This is a genomic window from Acinetobacter sp. XH1741 (genome assembly GCF_041021895.1).
GTDB lineage: Bacteria > Pseudomonadota > Gammaproteobacteria > Pseudomonadales > Moraxellaceae > Acinetobacter.
This window is the reverse complement of the sequence record NZ_CP157428.1, coordinates 3,702,995-3,717,473: the sequence shown is the minus strand read 5'-3', so window position 1 is coordinate 3,717,473 and position 14,479 is coordinate 3,702,995. Positions and strand designations below refer to the sequence as shown.

The 14,479-nt window shown below is 38.7% G+C and carries 15 protein-coding genes; 5 read left to right on the top strand and 10 right to left on the bottom strand.

The genetic code is table 11. The features are described 5' to 3' along the window. Window positions 1–15: 15 nt before the first annotated feature. The 3 genes from ABLB96_RS17845 to ABLB96_RS17835 all read right to left on the bottom strand — a co-directional run bounded on the left by ABLB96_RS17845 (window position 16) and on the right by ABLB96_RS17835 (window position 2,389). A complete protein-coding gene (locus ABLB96_RS17845) occupies window positions 16–459 on the bottom strand; it encodes a VOC family protein (RefSeq protein ID WP_199967502.1) in 444 nt (147 codons plus the stop codon). A 129-nt stretch (window positions 460–588) separates the two neighbouring features. Then, window positions 589–1,764, bottom strand: coding sequence for an acetyl-CoA C-acyltransferase (locus ABLB96_RS17840; protein ID WP_348896144.1), 1,176 nt, complete (start codon window positions 1,762–1,764; stop codon window positions 589–591). Window positions 1,765–1,873: 109 nt separating this feature from the next. Then, complete coding sequence (locus tag ABLB96_RS17835; RefSeq protein WP_348896143.1) at window positions 1,874–2,389, bottom strand: GspH/FimT family pseudopilin; 516 nt, start codon at window positions 2,387–2,389, stop codon at window positions 1,874–1,876. Between the two features lie 379 nt (window positions 2,390–2,768). Between ABLB96_RS17835 and omp38 the strand changes: the two genes are divergently transcribed. Next, complete coding sequence (gene omp38 / locus ABLB96_RS17830; protein ID WP_348896142.1) at window positions 2,769–3,797, top strand: outer membrane protein Omp38; 1,029 nt, start codon at window positions 2,769–2,771, stop codon at window positions 3,795–3,797. 125 nt (window positions 3,798–3,922) lie between these two features. Here the strand turns inward: omp38 and ABLB96_RS17825 are convergent, their stop codons facing one another. The 5 genes from ABLB96_RS17825 to ABLB96_RS17805 all read right to left on the bottom strand — a co-directional run bounded on the left by ABLB96_RS17825 (window position 3,923) and on the right by ABLB96_RS17805 (window position 9,484). Further along, complete coding sequence (locus ABLB96_RS17825; protein ID WP_004705737.1) at window positions 3,923–4,081, bottom strand: hypothetical protein; 159 nt, start codon at window positions 4,079–4,081, stop codon at window positions 3,923–3,925. A 3-nt stretch (window positions 4,082–4,084) separates the two neighbouring features. Next, the gene (locus ABLB96_RS17820) at window positions 4,085–5,290 is read right to left on the bottom strand and encodes an RtcB family protein (RefSeq protein ID WP_348896141.1); all 1,206 of its coding nucleotides are present in this window, start codon (window positions 5,288–5,290) and stop codon (window positions 4,085–4,087) included. A 276-nt stretch (window positions 5,291–5,566) separates the two neighbouring features. Further along, window positions 5,567–7,027, bottom strand: coding sequence for an amino acid permease (locus ABLB96_RS17815; RefSeq protein WP_348896140.1), 1,461 nt, complete (start codon window positions 7,025–7,027; stop codon window positions 5,567–5,569). 21 nt (window positions 7,028–7,048) lie between these two features. Beyond that, window positions 7,049–8,062, bottom strand: a complete 1,014-nt coding sequence (locus tag ABLB96_RS17810) for a methyltransferase (RefSeq protein WP_348896139.1) — start codon at window positions 8,060–8,062, stop codon at window positions 7,049–7,051. A 63-nt stretch (window positions 8,063–8,125) separates the two neighbouring features. Further along, window positions 8,126–9,484 carry a uracil-xanthine permease family protein gene (locus ABLB96_RS17805; RefSeq protein WP_348896138.1) on the bottom strand — a complete coding sequence of 453 codons (1,359 nt, stop codon included), beginning with the start codon at window positions 9,482–9,484 and terminating at the stop codon, window positions 8,126–8,128. 178 nt (window positions 9,485–9,662) lie between these two features. On the opposite strand from ABLB96_RS17805, the gene typA reads away from it, so the two are divergent. From typA to ABLB96_RS17790, 3 genes are all read left to right on the top strand, one after another. Next, window positions 9,663–11,498, top strand: a complete 1,836-nt coding sequence (gene typA, locus ABLB96_RS17800; RefSeq protein ID WP_348896137.1) for a translational GTPase TypA — start codon at window positions 9,663–9,665, stop codon at window positions 11,496–11,498. 254 nt (window positions 11,499–11,752) lie between these two features. Further along, on the top strand, window positions 11,753–12,184 hold the full coding sequence (gene mscL / locus ABLB96_RS17795) for a large conductance mechanosensitive channel protein MscL (RefSeq protein ID WP_348896136.1): 432 nt from the start codon (window positions 11,753–11,755) through the stop codon (window positions 12,182–12,184). Window positions 12,185–12,324: 140 nt separating this feature from the next. After that, window positions 12,325–12,675: a gamma-glutamylcyclotransferase family protein gene (locus ABLB96_RS17790; protein WP_348896135.1), complete on the top strand. Its 351-nt coding sequence runs from the start codon at window positions 12,325–12,327 to the stop codon at window positions 12,673–12,675. A 14-nt stretch (window positions 12,676–12,689) separates the two neighbouring features. On the opposite strand, the gene ABLB96_RS17785 is transcribed toward ABLB96_RS17790, so the two are convergent. Then, window positions 12,690–12,980, bottom strand: coding sequence for a peptidylprolyl isomerase (locus tag ABLB96_RS17785; RefSeq protein ID WP_077165601.1), 291 nt, complete (start codon window positions 12,978–12,980; stop codon window positions 12,690–12,692). A gap of 19 nt (window positions 12,981–12,999) precedes the next feature. Further along, window positions 13,000–13,824, bottom strand: a complete 825-nt coding sequence (mutM, locus tag ABLB96_RS17780) for a bifunctional DNA-formamidopyrimidine glycosylase/DNA-(apurinic or apyrimidinic site) lyase (protein ID WP_348896134.1) — start codon at window positions 13,822–13,824, stop codon at window positions 13,000–13,002. 76 nt (window positions 13,825–13,900) lie between these two features. Here mutM and ABLB96_RS17775 point away from each other — a divergent pair, with 76 nt between their 5' ends. Beyond that, on the top strand, window positions 13,901–14,467 hold the full coding sequence (locus tag ABLB96_RS17775; protein WP_348896132.1) for a DNA-3-methyladenine glycosylase: 567 nt from the start codon (window positions 13,901–13,903) through the stop codon (window positions 14,465–14,467). The last annotated feature ends 12 nt before the right edge of the window (window positions 14,468–14,479 follow it).

Here is a 14,479-nt window from a genome sequence, read left to right as displayed (position 1 = left end):
TTTTTATGGTGGAGATTAAGTGTCTAATTGGCAATTAACCATCCACTTTATGCCGAACTGGTCAGTAAAAGCGCCATACAATGCCCCCCAGAAAGTCTTTTCTAGAGGCATTTCAATTTGGCCATTTACAGATAAAGCATCAAAAAGCTGTTTAGCCTTTTCTTGTTCATCCTTTTCAAGGTTAATCGCGATATAGTGATTATTGCCTTGAGTAAATACACTATTGGGAGCACAGAACTGATCATTGGTATCAGATGCCATCAGCACAGTGTATTCGTTAATAGGTAGAGAAACATGCAGGACCAAATTTTTATTGGCTTCCGATAACGTCACTCCTTCTTGCGATGGCATATCACCATAGCGGCTCAGCATGGCGAACTCTCCGCCAAAGACCGATTTATAAAAGTTAAAGGCTTGCTCTGCTTGACCTTGGAAATTCAGATAGTGATTGAGTTGCATTGTTATTGTCCATTGTTGTTTTCGTTTAAAGGAATAAGTTAAAACTTAAAAGTGATTTTGTGGGTCTTTTTTTGTAAATTTTCCATTAAAAAATCCCACCGAAGTGGGATTCTTAATATTTATTTTTAATTAAATAAGTTCAACTGCAACAGCTGTTGCCTCACCACCACCAATACAAAGAGCAGCAATACCTTTTTTACCACCCGTACGTTTTAGTGCATGAATCAGCGTAAGAATAATACGAGAGCCCGTAGAACCTACAGGATGGCCTAGCGCACAAGCACCGCCATTGATGTTGACTTTTTCGGCATCAAGTTTGAAGTCATCAATTGGACACATAGTAACCATCGCAAATGCTTCATTAATTTCCCAAAGGTCTACGTCCTGAGCATTCCATCCCGCTTTTTTAAGAACTTTTTCGATAGCACCTACTGGAGCAATTGTAAATTCTGAGGGATGCTGAGAGTTTGAAGCTGTTGCAATAATTTTAGCAAGCGGTTGTAAGCCACGTTGGGTAGCCACTTCACTCGAAGTTAACACCAGTGCAGATGCACCATCCGAGATAGAACTTGCATTAGCTGCGGTAATGGTACCGTCTTTTGCAAAAGCTGGTTTGAGTGAAGGAATCTTGTCAATTTTTGCATTTAAAGGCTGTTCATCTTGGTCAACAACGACATCACCTTTACGGGTAGACACAGTAACGGGAACAATTTCGTCTTTAAAATAGCCTTCAGTAATCGCAGTTTGAGCGCGTTTCAAAGAACGAATTGCAAAGTCATCCATTTGCTCACGTGTATAACCGCGTGTATTTGCCATATCTTGGGCAAATGAACCCATTAAACGACCTGTTTCAGCATCTTCTAAACCATCAAAGAACATATGGTCTTTAATTTCACCATGACCCATACGATAACCTGCACGTGCTTTTGGTAAAACATACGGAGCATTTGTCATAGACTCCATACCGCCAGCCACTACAATTTCGGCGCTGCCTGCTTTAATCATATCAGCTGCTTGCATCACGGCTTTCATGCCCGAACCACATAGCTTATTAATTGTCACAGCGCCTGTTGAATCAGGTAAACCAGCTTTGCGCATTGCTTGGCGAGCAGGGCCTTGTTTTAAGCCAGCAGGAAGAACACAACCCATAATGACTTCTTCGACATCAGTAGGCTGCAAACCTGCTCGTACGATTGCTTCTTTAATTGTTGCCGCACCTAATTCGGGAGCAGTTAGACCAGATAATGATCCTTGAAAACCACCCATAGCCGTACGAGCACCATTAACAATTACGATGTCAGTCATTGTTGTAATCTCCGATTGTTCTTTATCTCAAATTAAGAAAATTTTAAAACTTAAGCAGTATATTGCAAAATAGGGACAGGATTAGGTTCTGCATTTAGACTGCAGAGTTCTAACAATTTTTTAGTCCTTCTAAGCGTATATGTCCCATTTTGCTAAGGATTAATTTAAAATTTTTAAATTGATCATAAGAACAGTATATAAAACTACCATTAGACTCGATTGGAAGACCTGAGCTTCCTTGAAAAACAATACTATTTTGTTTTTTTCCAAAACGTTGTAACTTCATAGAACCATAATGATGGTTAAGATCTATAGAGGATAATAATTCTTCATTTACATCATGTTGGAGATTACGATTGTTATCAACAAAGCTAATTAAATTGTTATTCCAGTTGGTATTACAGGCCAATTGATCAGAACTTGGACATATAACGATGTTCTTATGTCTGATAATTGCGTCATATTTGGCTTTTTGTATATGAATTGTGAGTATGCGCGGAGTGTTTTTTGACTCTACAGATGCCATAATTTGATGGTATAAAGGAATGGCTATAACTGACATAATCATAAGAATTACGAGGGTTATAGAAAGCTCAACCATAGTAAAACCAGGAGATTTAAACATTAAGAAACCTTAATATATGTATAAATAGAGCAATTTTATGTTTTCTGACAATGATTTATATTATTTTTTATAATAAGGAAACACAAAATTAAATAAGGGTTATCAGTTGGCAATAATACTGGTAAAATCACCGGAAGCGAAACAACGAAGTTGTTCATATTTGCTAGTTGAGTAAAAAATTACCGAATTACAACGGAAATTGTAAGTAATTTTGTCAATAATTTACTTGATTAAAATTATCAAGCACTTGGAAAGTTTATCAAGTGTTTGTATGATTCAAATGTGAATAGCTTAAAAATAATACTGGGGTAAAAATATCTCAGGGGCCAATAAATTTAGGCTGAGCTTGAACAACAATTGTTATCTCTGGAGGATATCCATGAAATTGAGTCGTATTGCACTTGCTACTATGCTGGTTGCTGCTCCATTAGCTGCTGCTAATGCTGGCGTAACTGTTACTCCACTATTGGTTGGTTATACTTGGCAAGACACCGATCATAACAACGATAAATTAACAAGTCATGCTGAATTAAAAGATGATTTATTCGTTGGTGCTGCACTAGGTGTTGAGTTAACTCCTTGGTTAGGTTTTGAAGCTGAATATAACCAAGTTAAAGGTGATCTTGATGGTACTGGCGTAGCTGGTGCTGAATATAAGCAAAAAACTATTGCTGGTAACTTCTACGCAACTTCAGATTTGATCACTAAGAACTACGACAGCAAATTTAAGCCGTACGTATTATTAGGTGCTGGTCAAACTAAAACTGAATTTGATGGCATTTATGCAGACAAAAAAGATACTATCGGTAACGCAGGTATCGGTGCATTCTATCGCTTAAACGATGCTTTGTCTCTTCGTACAGAAGCTCGTGGTACTTATGACTTTGACGAAAAATACTGGCGTTATACAGCTCTTGCTGGTTTAAACGTAGTTCTTGGTGGTCACTTGAAGCCTGCTGCTCCTGTAGTAGAAGTTGCTCCAGTTGAACCAACTCCAGTTGCTCCACAACCACAAGAGTTAACTGAAGACCTTAACATGGAACTTCGTGTGTTCTTTGATACTAACAAGTCAAACATCAAAGACCAATACAAGCCAGAAATCGCTAAAGTTGCTGAAAAATTATCTGAATACCCTAACGCTACTGCACGTATCGAAGGTCACACAGATAACACTGGTCCACGTAAGTTGAACGAACGTTTATCTTTAGCTCGTGCTAACTCTGTTAAATCAGCTCTTGTAAACGAATACAATGTTGACGCTTCTCGTTTGTCTACTCAAGGTTTCGCTTGGGATCAACCGATTGCTGACAACAAAACTAAAGAAGGTCGTGCTATGAACCGTCGTGTATTCGCGACAATCACTGGTAGCCGTACTGTAGTAGTTCAACCTGGTCAACAAGCTCAATAATTTGAGTTTCTGAACAGTAAAAAAGCGACTCGTTAGAGTCGCTTTTTTTATTACAATTTTTAAAGTGTTTTTCATTTCTATATCTCCATGATGGTATTTATTCAGTTAATTGTTGATCGATAATTTTACCAAACACCTTTTTTTAATTGCTGTTTAGTATCTTGCCTATCTCGGCGATGCTGGGCACGAGGTTTTTCTGTCTCATGCATACCACCTTTTTGAAGTAAAGGTGACAGGGCTACGTGATTGCGGACCTTAATCTTTGGCATTTCTTTAATTTTCATGTTTTAACCTTTAATACATAAAACTTGTTTAAGTGTATGAATAACTTCAATGAGATCAGATTGATTCGCCATCACCTCATCAATATCTTTATAAGCACTTGGGATTTCATCGACCACACCGATGTCTTTACGACATTCAATACCTTGAGTTTGCTCAATTAAATCTTGTTGATTAAAAAGAACCTTTGCTTTGCTGCGACTCATTTTTCGTCCAGCGCCATGAGAACAAGAACAGAAAGACTCAGGATTTGCTTTGCCTTTTACAATATAAGAGCGTGCTCCCATAGAGCCAGGAATAATTCCTAACTCATCTAAACCTGCTCTAATTGCTCCTTTTCGGGTAACGAAAAGGTTTTCACCAAAATGCGTTTCTCGACTCACATAGTTATGATGGCAATTGATCGCTTCTTTTGTCATTTGAAACGAGGGGAGAAGAGGACGAATTGCTTCTAAGATTAATCGCATCATTTCCTTGCGATTTTCAAAAGCATATTCTTGTGCCCATTCCACCGCTTCGACATAATCATTAAAACTATTTGAGCCTTCAGCAAAATAACTTAAGTCTTTATCTGGTACATGTCCAAAGCGATGCTGTGCTTCTTTCTTGGCGAGCTCTATAAAATAAGTACCAATGACATTACCAAGACCTCGGCTACCAGAATGGAGCATAATCCATATATCTTGATTTTCATCAATGCATAACTCTATAAAATGATTACCACCTCCTAATGTGCCTAACTGTTTCTGCCAAGTCGCATCAAATTGGCGAAGCATGCGAACTAGGCCAGGATGCTTCTTGATGATCGGTTGCAAACGCTTTTCGAGGGGAATAATAGTCGACGCTTTAGCTTTAATCTGTTTATGTAAATCAAAGCCAACAGGTACTTTACGTTCAATGGCATCTCGCAAACGACTTAAGTTATCAGGTAATTGCGAAGCCTTTAGACTCAAACGAATTGCATTCATTCCACAGCCAATATCTACACCGACTGCAGCAGGAATAATGGCATGTTTAGTTGGGATAACACTTCCTACAGTTGCGCCTTTTCCTACGTGAACATCTGGCATAACAGCAATATGTGAATAGATAAATTGCAGTTGAGCCATTTTCTTGAGTTGTTCAATACTTTCACTATCTATATCTTGAGTGAAAATTTTAACGGGGACACCATAGTGTGCCTCTTCGTTTAATATTTTTTGTATGCCCATAATTTTTCTCTTATTTTTCTGTCCGAATAGGCATAAAAAAACCTAGCGAATGCTAGGTCTTAAATTCGAGCATTCGGACAAGTGAATTAAATTTGTACACTTGCCCGTGAGCTGACATCGTGCCAAATCGTTACTGTGTTTTACCTTGTAGTGTTGGCATGATGTCCTCCTTTTTAAAAAGTGCCGTTGAAAATCTGAACGGCATTTTACCTGTTTTTAACTAAAGATCAAGTTCTTGACCTTTAGTTGGTTTTAATTGATTACTTAAAACTATTATTAATCTTGCTCTGGTTTTACATCCATTTTGTCGTAAGCAATTAATTTAGTTTTATATTTCCATTTATATCCAAGCCAGATGACTAAGAATAAAGGCAAGCTAATATAAGTAGAAAGTAAGCCCATCCAGTCAATTTTTCCGCCCAAAACAGCTTGATAGTTTTGTCCTAAGATAATGATTGAACAAAGGATAAAGGCAAACCAAGGTGCAAATGGGAAAAACTTAGCGCGATATGCAAGATCTTCAAGTTTATAACCTTGAGCAATATAACCTTTACGGAAACGATAATGAGAAATCGCAATACCTAGCCAGACAATAAATCCACACATGCCTGACATATTGAGTAGCCAGTTAAAAACTTGTTTTTCACCAATAAAAGTCGTTAAAAAGCAGAATGCAGCAATGAATGTAGTTGCATATAGCGCATTCATTGGAACACCACGATTATCGAGTTTTGCAAACCATTTTGGTGCTCGGCCTTGCTGGGCCATATCAAATAACATACGGGTAGACGAATACATGCCCGAGTTACCTGCCGACAAAATAGCTGTCAAAATAACCGCATTCATTAAGCTTGCAGCAAAAGCAAAACCTACTTTTTCATACAGTAATGTAAAAGGGGAAAGCGCAACATTCTCTGTGGTAGCAGCTTGTAATAAGTTTGGATCATCATAGGCAATGAGTGTACCGATAATGAAAATACACAAGATATAGAATAATAAAATTCGCCAGAAAATCTGTTTAATTGCCAGTGGAATGGTTTTTTTCGGATCTTTTGATTCACCTGCGGCAACACCAACCATCTCGGTTCCCTGAAATGAGAACCCAGCAATCATGGCAACCCCAATCATAGCCTGCAAACCGCCTACAAAAGGTGCATCTTTATAGGTCCAGTTACCGAAAGTGGCTACTCCTGGTGTCAACATCACCTTAATAATCATGGCAATACCAATGATAATGAAGGCAATAATAGCAATAACCTTAACCATCGAGAACCAGAATTCACTTTCACCGAAACCTTTTACACTCATCGCATTAATCATGAAAATAATGACGAGGAAAAGCGCACTCCAGTAAAATCCGGGAATATCTGGAAACCAGAACTTCATAATAAACTGTACAGCAACAAGTTCAAATGCAACCGTAATTGCCCAGTTGTACCAATAGTTCCAGCCTAGAGCGAAACCAAAGCCATCTTCAACATAGCGACTGCCATAGGTGAAAAATGCACCAGATGTTGGTGTATGAGTCGCAAGCTCACCTAAACTGGTCATTAAGAAGTAAATCATAATACCAATGAGAGAATAGGCGAGTAGAGCCCCACCGGGACCTGCATTTGCAATGGTTGATCCAGAAGCAAGGAAGAGACCTGTACCAATGGAACCACCAATGGCGATCATATTCAGATGACGAGCCCCAAGCTTTCGCTGGAGTTTTTCAGGAGCATGTGTTTCGCTCATGGAGATTCCTTACATAGTTTGTTATGCACAGGCATATAACACCTTAAAGCCTTGAAGATCAGTTTTAATCTCACACTGACCAAAGTGCTTCTCAATTAAGATCGGATAGTTTAAAAAGCGGTTTGCTACAATCCATAGCTCACCTGATGCCTTTAAATGTTTTTTAGCGTTCTGGCAGAGTCCTTCGCTTGCATCGTAGTTGGTATGAATACCTTGATGAAAGGGAGGGTTACTGACAATGGCATCAAGTTCTGTTGGAGCGTCTGCAATTCCTGTAACAGGTTGCAATCTCAACTGTTCTGAACCTATTCCATTTCGACTAAAAGTCATTTCCGTTGACCGTAAAGCGAAAGCATCAATATCTAGGGCATGAATAATATTACTTGAATCTATTTTTGCCAAATAGCAACTGATAATTCCAGCACCACACCCGAAGTCGGCAATTCTACCTGATTTCACTTGATTAAGATAAGGGAGTAAAACAGCAGTTCCGACATCTAGATGATTTTGACTAAAAACGCCAGGTAATGCGCAAATTGTTAGTTCTTGCTCATTTGCTTGAACAGTATAAGTTTTTAACCAACTCTCAAGGGGTTTAATCTTTTCAGTTTTCTCGATTTTTAAATGCCATAGCTGACAATGTCGGGCGCTATCGAGTTTAAGTATTTTGCCAAAGCTTTGTAATTGTTTAGCCGCTCTTTCAACCCCACCTTTTTTTTCACCTACTAAAAAAACTGATTGGTCAGCTTTGAGATGGCTCATGACTACATGCAAGATATAGTTTAAGAGTTCTTTGGATTTTGGGACGAAAATGACGGCTTGATCAAATTCTTGTGATGGAAACTCAACTGAGAAATGTGCTGTTGTGCCTGTATTAATAAAGCCTTGATAGTCTGAATAATTCCATGTCCAGACTGATGCATCAATATTCGTAGGTAATTGACTGACTAAGGCATCATTCGGTGCATTAATTAACAAGAGTCTACCTTTTAAGTAGTCTTGTTGTCTTAATACTACTTCACTTCTAGGATCCATGTGCATCTCTCATGAAGAAGAATGCCCAGTGAAAACTGGGCAGTAATCGAAATTAAAAACTGATTATCTGTGTGTTTCAGGAAGTACAACATTCAAAATTAATGCTGTAATACCGCCTGTTGCTACACCAGAACTAAAAATATTTTTAAATAATTCTGGAAGATGTTCCAAAATTTGTGGAACCTGAGCAACGCCTAAACCTAATGCAAGTGAAATTGCGATAATTAAAAGGGCGCGGCGATCTAAGTGAATGGATGAAAGGATATTAATGCCTGAGGCAGCCACTGCACCGAACATCACCATAACTGCTCCACCTAATACTGCCTGTGGAACGGCTTGTATTACACCAGCTACAGCAGGGAATAGCCCTAATAAAATGAGTAAAGCAGCAATCCAGATCCCTACGTAACGACTCGCCACACCAGTGAGTTGAATAACGCCATTATTTTGAGCGAATACAGAACTAGGGAAAGTGTTGAATAATCCAGCCAGTAAAGAGTTTGCACCATTTACTAACACGCCACCTTTAATACGTTGCATCCATTTAGGACCATCAACAGGTTGGTTCGAAAGTTTACTTGTTGCTGTGACATCACCAATTGCTTCTAATGAAGTCACCAGATAAATAAATGCCATTGGAATAAATAAACCCCATGAGAAGCTTAAACCAAAATGCATTGGGGTCGGAATTTGAACGACTGGTGCGTCTTTTAGACCAGAGAAATCTAGGTAACCCATAAACCCAGCAAGAATGTAGCCAATAACCAACGCAATTAAGATAGCTGAGCTTTTAATCCATACCACTCGGATACGGTTTAAAATAATAATAATGGCAAGAACTGTACAAGACATTATAAGGTTATCAGAACTTGCAAAAGTATGGTTTTGTATGGCTTGATAGCCACCACCCATGCTAATGAGGCCTTCTTTAATAAGCGTTAAGCCAATAAGCAGTACAACAATACCAGTCACTAGGGGAGTGATTAGTCTTTTTACCCATGGAAGGATTTGTGAAACGCCCATTTCAATAAATGAACCGGCAATCACCACACCGAAAATAGCCGCCATAACCTGATTGACTGGAGTACCTGCAGCAACCATTGCACTGCCAATACCAATAATTGGGCCAATAAAGTTAAAGCTTGTTCCTTGGACAATGAGTAAACCTGCACCAAAAGGACCAACTTTTTTACATTGTAGAAAAGTTGCAATTCCTGAAATGACCAAAGACATGGATAAAATCATGTTGGTTTCGGTACGAGAAACGCCTAAAGCTAAGCAAATGAGCAGCCCTGGCGTAACAATTGGGACAATAATTGCAAGCAAATGTTGAAAAGCTGCTAGAAAAGCCACGAAGGGTTTTGGTCGGTCATCTAGTCCATAAACGAGGTCAAGATGCTCTTGTGGTGGTTGATTCGACATGGGAGTGAATACGCCGCAATTTCGCAAATTGGCGCTATTCTAATCGAGATACCTATCTTTACAAAACGAAATACAGTCTATTGGGAAATTTTTTTGTCAATGTCAATAAACTGTCACTACTCAAGAGTAGTGTTTTTCTGTATAATTTGCCCTCAAATTTCAGGCGTTTCTAATTTTCATGTCAGATATCAAAAATCTCCGTAATATCGCAATTATTGCGCACGTCGACCACGGGAAAACCACACTTGTCGATAAACTACTTCAGCAATCAGGTGCTCTCGGTGACCGAGCAGGCGAGATTGAGCGTGTCATGGACTCGAATGCGCTTGAAAGTGAACGTGGTATTACCATCTTAGCGAAAAACACTTCTATTACCTGGTTAGATAAACGTACAGATACAACTTACCGTATCAACATCGTGGACACCCCGGGACACGCCGACTTCGGTGGTGAAGTAGAACGTGTTATGTCGATGGTTGACTGCGTATTACTTCTTGTTGACTCTCAAGAAGGTCCAATGCCACAAACTCGTTTTGTGACACAAAAGGCCTTTGCTCGTGGTTTAAAACCAATCGTTATTATTAACAAAGTTGACAAACCAAGTGCGCGTCCAGATTGGGTTATTGATCAAGTATTTGATCTATTTGATAACCTTGGTGCAACTGATGAGCAACTTGATTTCCCAATCGTTTATGCATCAGGTTTACGTGGTGTAGCGGGTCCTGCTCCTGAAGAACTTGCAGAAGATATGACTCCGTTGTTCGAAACGATTGTTGATATCGTTGAACCACCAGCAGTTGACGTTGATGGTCCATTCCAAATGCAGATTTCATCACTTGACTATAACAGCTTCGTAGGTGTTATCGGTGTTGGTCGTATTCAACGTGGTTCTGTAAAATTGAATACTCCTGTTACTGTAATTGACAAAGATGGCAATACACGTAACGGTCGTATTTTAAAAATCATGGGTTACCATGGTTTAGAGCGTATTGATGTTGAATCAGCATCGGCAGGTGACATCGTATGTATTACTGGTATTGATGCACTTAACATTTCTGACACGATTTGTGATCCGAAAAATGTTGAAGCATTACCAGCTTTATCTGTAGATGAACCTACAGTATCTATGACTTTCCAAGTAAACAACTCTCCGTTTGCTGGTAAAGAAGGTAAATTCGTAACTTCACGTAATATTCGTGAACGTCTTGATCGCGAATTAATTCATAACGTAGCTTTACGTGTTGAAGACACTGACAGTCCAGACCGTTTCAAAGTATCTGGCCGTGGTGAACTTCACCTTTCAGTTTTAATTGAAAACATGCGTCGTGAAGGTTTTGAAATGGGCGTATCACGTCCACAAGTAATCATCAAAGAAATTGATGGTGAAAGACAAGAACCTTACGAAAACGTAACGTTTGACGTTGAAGAACAGCATCAAGGTGCTGTAATGGAACAAATGGGTCACCGTAAAGGCGAAATGACTAATATGGAAGTTGACGGTAAAGGCCGTATCCGTATTGAAGCGACTGTTCCTTCACGTGGTCTTATCGGTTTCCGTTCTGAATTCTTGACCATGACTTCTGGTACAGGGATCATGACTTCAAGCTTCTCGCATTATGGTCCTGTTAAACAAGGTACTGTTGCGAAACGTCAAAACGGTGTATTGATTTCTATGGTTCAAGGTACTTGCTTGGGCTATGCATTGTTCAGCTTACAAGACCGTGGTCGTTTATTTGCTAAGCCACAGTTAGAAGTTTACGAAGGTATGATCGTGGGTATTAACTCTCGTTCAGACGATATGGTTGTAAACCCAACTAAAGCGAAACAATTAACTAACGTTCGTGCATCTGGTACAGACGATGCTTTAACTTTAGTACCTGCAATTGAATATACGCTTGAACAAGCGCTTGAATTCATTGAAGATGACGAGTTAGTAGAAGTTACTCCAAAATCAATCCGTATCCGTAAGCGTTATTTGACTGAAAACGAACGTAAACGTAACCGTGATAAATAATTTTTCTTAAGTGAAAAAGAAAAACCGCTAAATTCATTTAGCGGTTTTTTATTGAATACTAATGAAGCTGAAAGTAAGCTTAAATTCATATTTTTCTTGTAATAAAATATGTTGTTAAAGTGTGAAATAGCTTTCTTTTTTTGAGAAAAATATTAAATTATCAATATCATGGCGAGTACTATCTAAATGGATAAGATGCCAGTGAAAAAGAAAAATATGATGTTTTCCTCCCCCCGACATCTGGAGATATTTAGATGAGTATTATTAAAGAATTTAAAGAATTTGCCATTAAAGGCAATATGATGGATTTAGCCATTGGTGTAATTATTGGTGGTGCTTTTGGTAAAATCGTAGACTCTTTAGTTAAAGATATCATCATGCCGCTTATCACTGTAATTACTGGTGGTGGTGTTGATTTCTCTCAAAAGTTTATTGTGTTAGGTGCAAACCCTAATAACTTGCAATCTTTAGATGCCCTGCAAAAAGCAGGTATCAACGTATTGACCTACGGTAACTTCCTCACCATTTTAATTAACTTCATTATTTTGGCTTGGGTTGTATTTCTAATGGTGAAATTATTAAATAAACTTCGCCGTGATAAGAATGAGCCAGAAGCTCCGGCTGCAACTCCTGAAGACGTGCAATTATTGCGTGAAATTCGTGACGAGCTGAAAAAGAAAGCTTAATAAGATTTGAATTATAAAAAACGGTACCTAGAGTACCGTTTTTTATTACTCAATTATTTTTGAGTTTAAGAGTGGCTCTATATATTGATAAACTTACAATTCGTTTTAACTGGACGTCTTGTTAAAGGAGTAAAAAATTAATGAATCAGTTATTTGTATATGGCACTTTATGTCCAAATAAAGCCAATGCTCATATTTTAGAGAAAATTGGTGGCCGCTGGACAAAAGCCAGTGTGCAAGGCGTGATTCATATTTTGGATTGGGGGCCAGATAAAGGCTTGAAAGCACTTGAATTAGATTCAAAAGCAGATTGGGTAGATGGCTATTTATTTAGCACAGAAAAACTTGCTGAAAACTGGCAAATGTTAGATGACTTTGAAGGTTTTCAATATGAGCGTGTAATCGCCGATGTAAAACTAGAGTCGGGTGAATATATTAAAGCCTGGACATACCAAATGAATGCACAGGCTCAAGCTTCTAAAAAACCATAATTAAATGAATAGAATCAACGTAGGTTGCCCATTCTGAATTTTACTTCTAAAAGATGATAGCCAAACTGGCTTTTGATTGGGCCTTGTAACACGCGTTCAGCAGCTGTAAAAACAACTTTGTCGATGACAGGCACCAGTTGACCTTTTTTGACTTCACCCAGTTCACCACCACGTTTTGCAGAATTACAGGTGGAATATTGCTTGGCCAGTTTGGCAAAGTCTGCACCACTTTGTAGCTTCTTTTTTAGCTGTTCAGCTAAGTCTTTATCTTTGACTAAAATATGTCGGACAATTGCTGTTTGCATGTTGTCTTCCTCCAAAAAATTAAGGCTTTTTCAGCTTGTTAAGTGGCTGACACTGTGGACAAAACACACTGGCACGTTGACCAAGTTTTAAATTTTCTAATGTGGTTTCACAGTTAACGCACATTTCTCCAGCACGACCATAAGCAAGTAGGGTTTGCTGAAAATAACCATTTTCTCCGTTGGCATTGCTGTAATCACGCAAAGTTGAGCCACCCAAATCAATTGCCGACTTTAAAATACGTTTAATCTCGACAACGAGTTTCTCAATCTGTTGCATGCTCAAATCGCCAGCAGGTTGTGCTGGGTGAATGCCAACATTAAACAGACTTTCAGTTGCGTAAATATTGCCCACACCAACGACTACATGATTATCCATGAGTGCAATTTTTATGCCGACAGATTTATTCTTAAGTTTAGAAGCTAAATATTCTGCATTAAAGTCAGTACTTAAAGGCTCTGGGCCTAAAGTATCTATGAGTTTGCCTTGAGATTCTGGATTAAGCCAAAGAATGCAGCCAAAACGACGTGGATCATGGTAACGTAATTGCTGATCTTCAAATTGAATAATCAAATGATCATGCTTTCTCAGTTCATCGTTGGGCTGGCATAAACGAAAGCTTCCAGACATTCCTAAATGCCAGAGCATTTGGTCTTGTTCAAACTCTGCCAAGATATATTTTGAACGTCGATTTAAGCCAATAAGACGTTGCCCAATAAGTTTATGAACATCATCCGGAATCGGCCAGCGTAAGCTAGGGTTACGGACTTCTACACTTTGAACTTTTTGATTCAATAGAGGGAATAAACTCGTTTTGGTTGTTTCGACTTCGGGTAACTCAGGCATCACCAACTCGCAGAATTAACAGATATACTGGACTAATCAAGTATAACGTGTGGTATGTAATATTTCAGAGAATACTATGTCAGATATTTTACCACTAAGCTGGTTCCAACGAGAAACTTCAGAAGTAGCCTATGATTTGATCGGCTGTGTATTGTGTAAGCGACAGTCTGATGGTCAAGTTATCCGCTGTACGATTAGCGAAACAGAAGCTTATTTGGGTGTTCGGGATAAAGCTTGCCATAGTTACAGTGATAAACGTACAGCTCGAACCGAAGTAATGTATAGCCATGGTGGTACGATTTACGTTTATTTAATTTATGGCATGTATGAAATGTTGAATATTATTACTCAAACAGAAGGCGTACCTGAAGGAGTGATGATTCGATCTGCGTTTTTAAAAGATGCTTCAACTAAAAAAGAATATAAGCTTTTAGCTGGACCGGGCAAATTAACACGTTATTTAGGCATTAACCGTAGTTTAAAAGGTCAGACTTTGGGTGAACAATCTGGGTTATGGATTGAAGCAGCATCAACGCAGCCTGAAGTAGTCATGACTCCACGTATTGGAATTGATTATGCTGAAGAAGCAAAAGACTGGCCTGAACGATATTGCTGGAAAGATCATCCATCGTTAAGCCGATAATTTAAGTCTGGA

What these genes read in the sequence shown, in the direction of transcription:
- ABLB96_RS17845 (WP_199967502.1), bottom strand. Translation starts at nt 459, where the DNA reads ATGCAACTCAATCACTATCTGAATTTCCAAGGTCAAGCAGAGCAAGCC.
- ABLB96_RS17840 (WP_348896144.1), bottom strand. Translation starts at nt 1,764, where the DNA reads ATGACTGACATCGTAATTGTTAATGGTGCTCGTACGGCTATGGGTGGT.
- ABLB96_RS17835 (WP_348896143.1), bottom strand. Translation starts at nt 2,389, where the DNA reads ATGTTTAAATCTCCTGGTTTTACTATGGTTGAGCTTTCTATAACCCTC.
- omp38 (WP_348896142.1), top strand. Translation starts at nt 2,769, where the DNA reads ATGAAATTGAGTCGTATTGCACTTGCTACTATGCTGGTTGCTGCTCCA.
- ABLB96_RS17825 (WP_004705737.1), bottom strand. Translation starts at nt 4,081, where the DNA reads ATGAAAATTAAAGAAATGCCAAAGATTAAGGTCCGCAATCACGTAGCC.
- ABLB96_RS17820 (WP_348896141.1), bottom strand. Translation starts at nt 5,290, where the DNA reads ATGGGCATACAAAAAATATTAAACGAAGAGGCACACTATGGTGTCCCC.
- ABLB96_RS17815 (WP_348896140.1), bottom strand. Translation starts at nt 7,027, where the DNA reads ATGAGCGAAACACATGCTCCTGAAAAACTCCAGCGAAAGCTTGGGGCT.
- ABLB96_RS17810 (WP_348896139.1), bottom strand. Translation starts at nt 8,062, where the DNA reads ATGGATCCTAGAAGTGAAGTAGTATTAAGACAACAAGACTACTTAAAA.
- ABLB96_RS17805 (WP_348896138.1), bottom strand. Translation starts at nt 9,484, where the DNA reads ATGTCGAATCAACCACCACAAGAGCATCTTGACCTCGTTTATGGACTA.
- typA (WP_348896137.1), top strand. Translation starts at nt 9,663, where the DNA reads ATGTCAGATATCAAAAATCTCCGTAATATCGCAATTATTGCGCACGTC.
- mscL (WP_348896136.1), top strand. Translation starts at nt 11,753, where the DNA reads ATGAGTATTATTAAAGAATTTAAAGAATTTGCCATTAAAGGCAATATG.
- ABLB96_RS17790 (WP_348896135.1), top strand. Translation starts at nt 12,325, where the DNA reads ATGAATCAGTTATTTGTATATGGCACTTTATGTCCAAATAAAGCCAAT.
- ABLB96_RS17785 (WP_077165601.1), bottom strand. Translation starts at nt 12,980, where the DNA reads ATGCAAACAGCAATTGTCCGACATATTTTAGTCAAAGATAAAGACTTA.
- mutM (WP_348896134.1), bottom strand. Translation starts at nt 13,824, where the DNA reads ATGCCTGAGTTACCCGAAGTCGAAACAACCAAAACGAGTTTATTCCCT.
- ABLB96_RS17775 (WP_348896132.1), top strand. Translation starts at nt 13,901, where the DNA reads ATGTCAGATATTTTACCACTAAGCTGGTTCCAACGAGAAACTTCAGAA.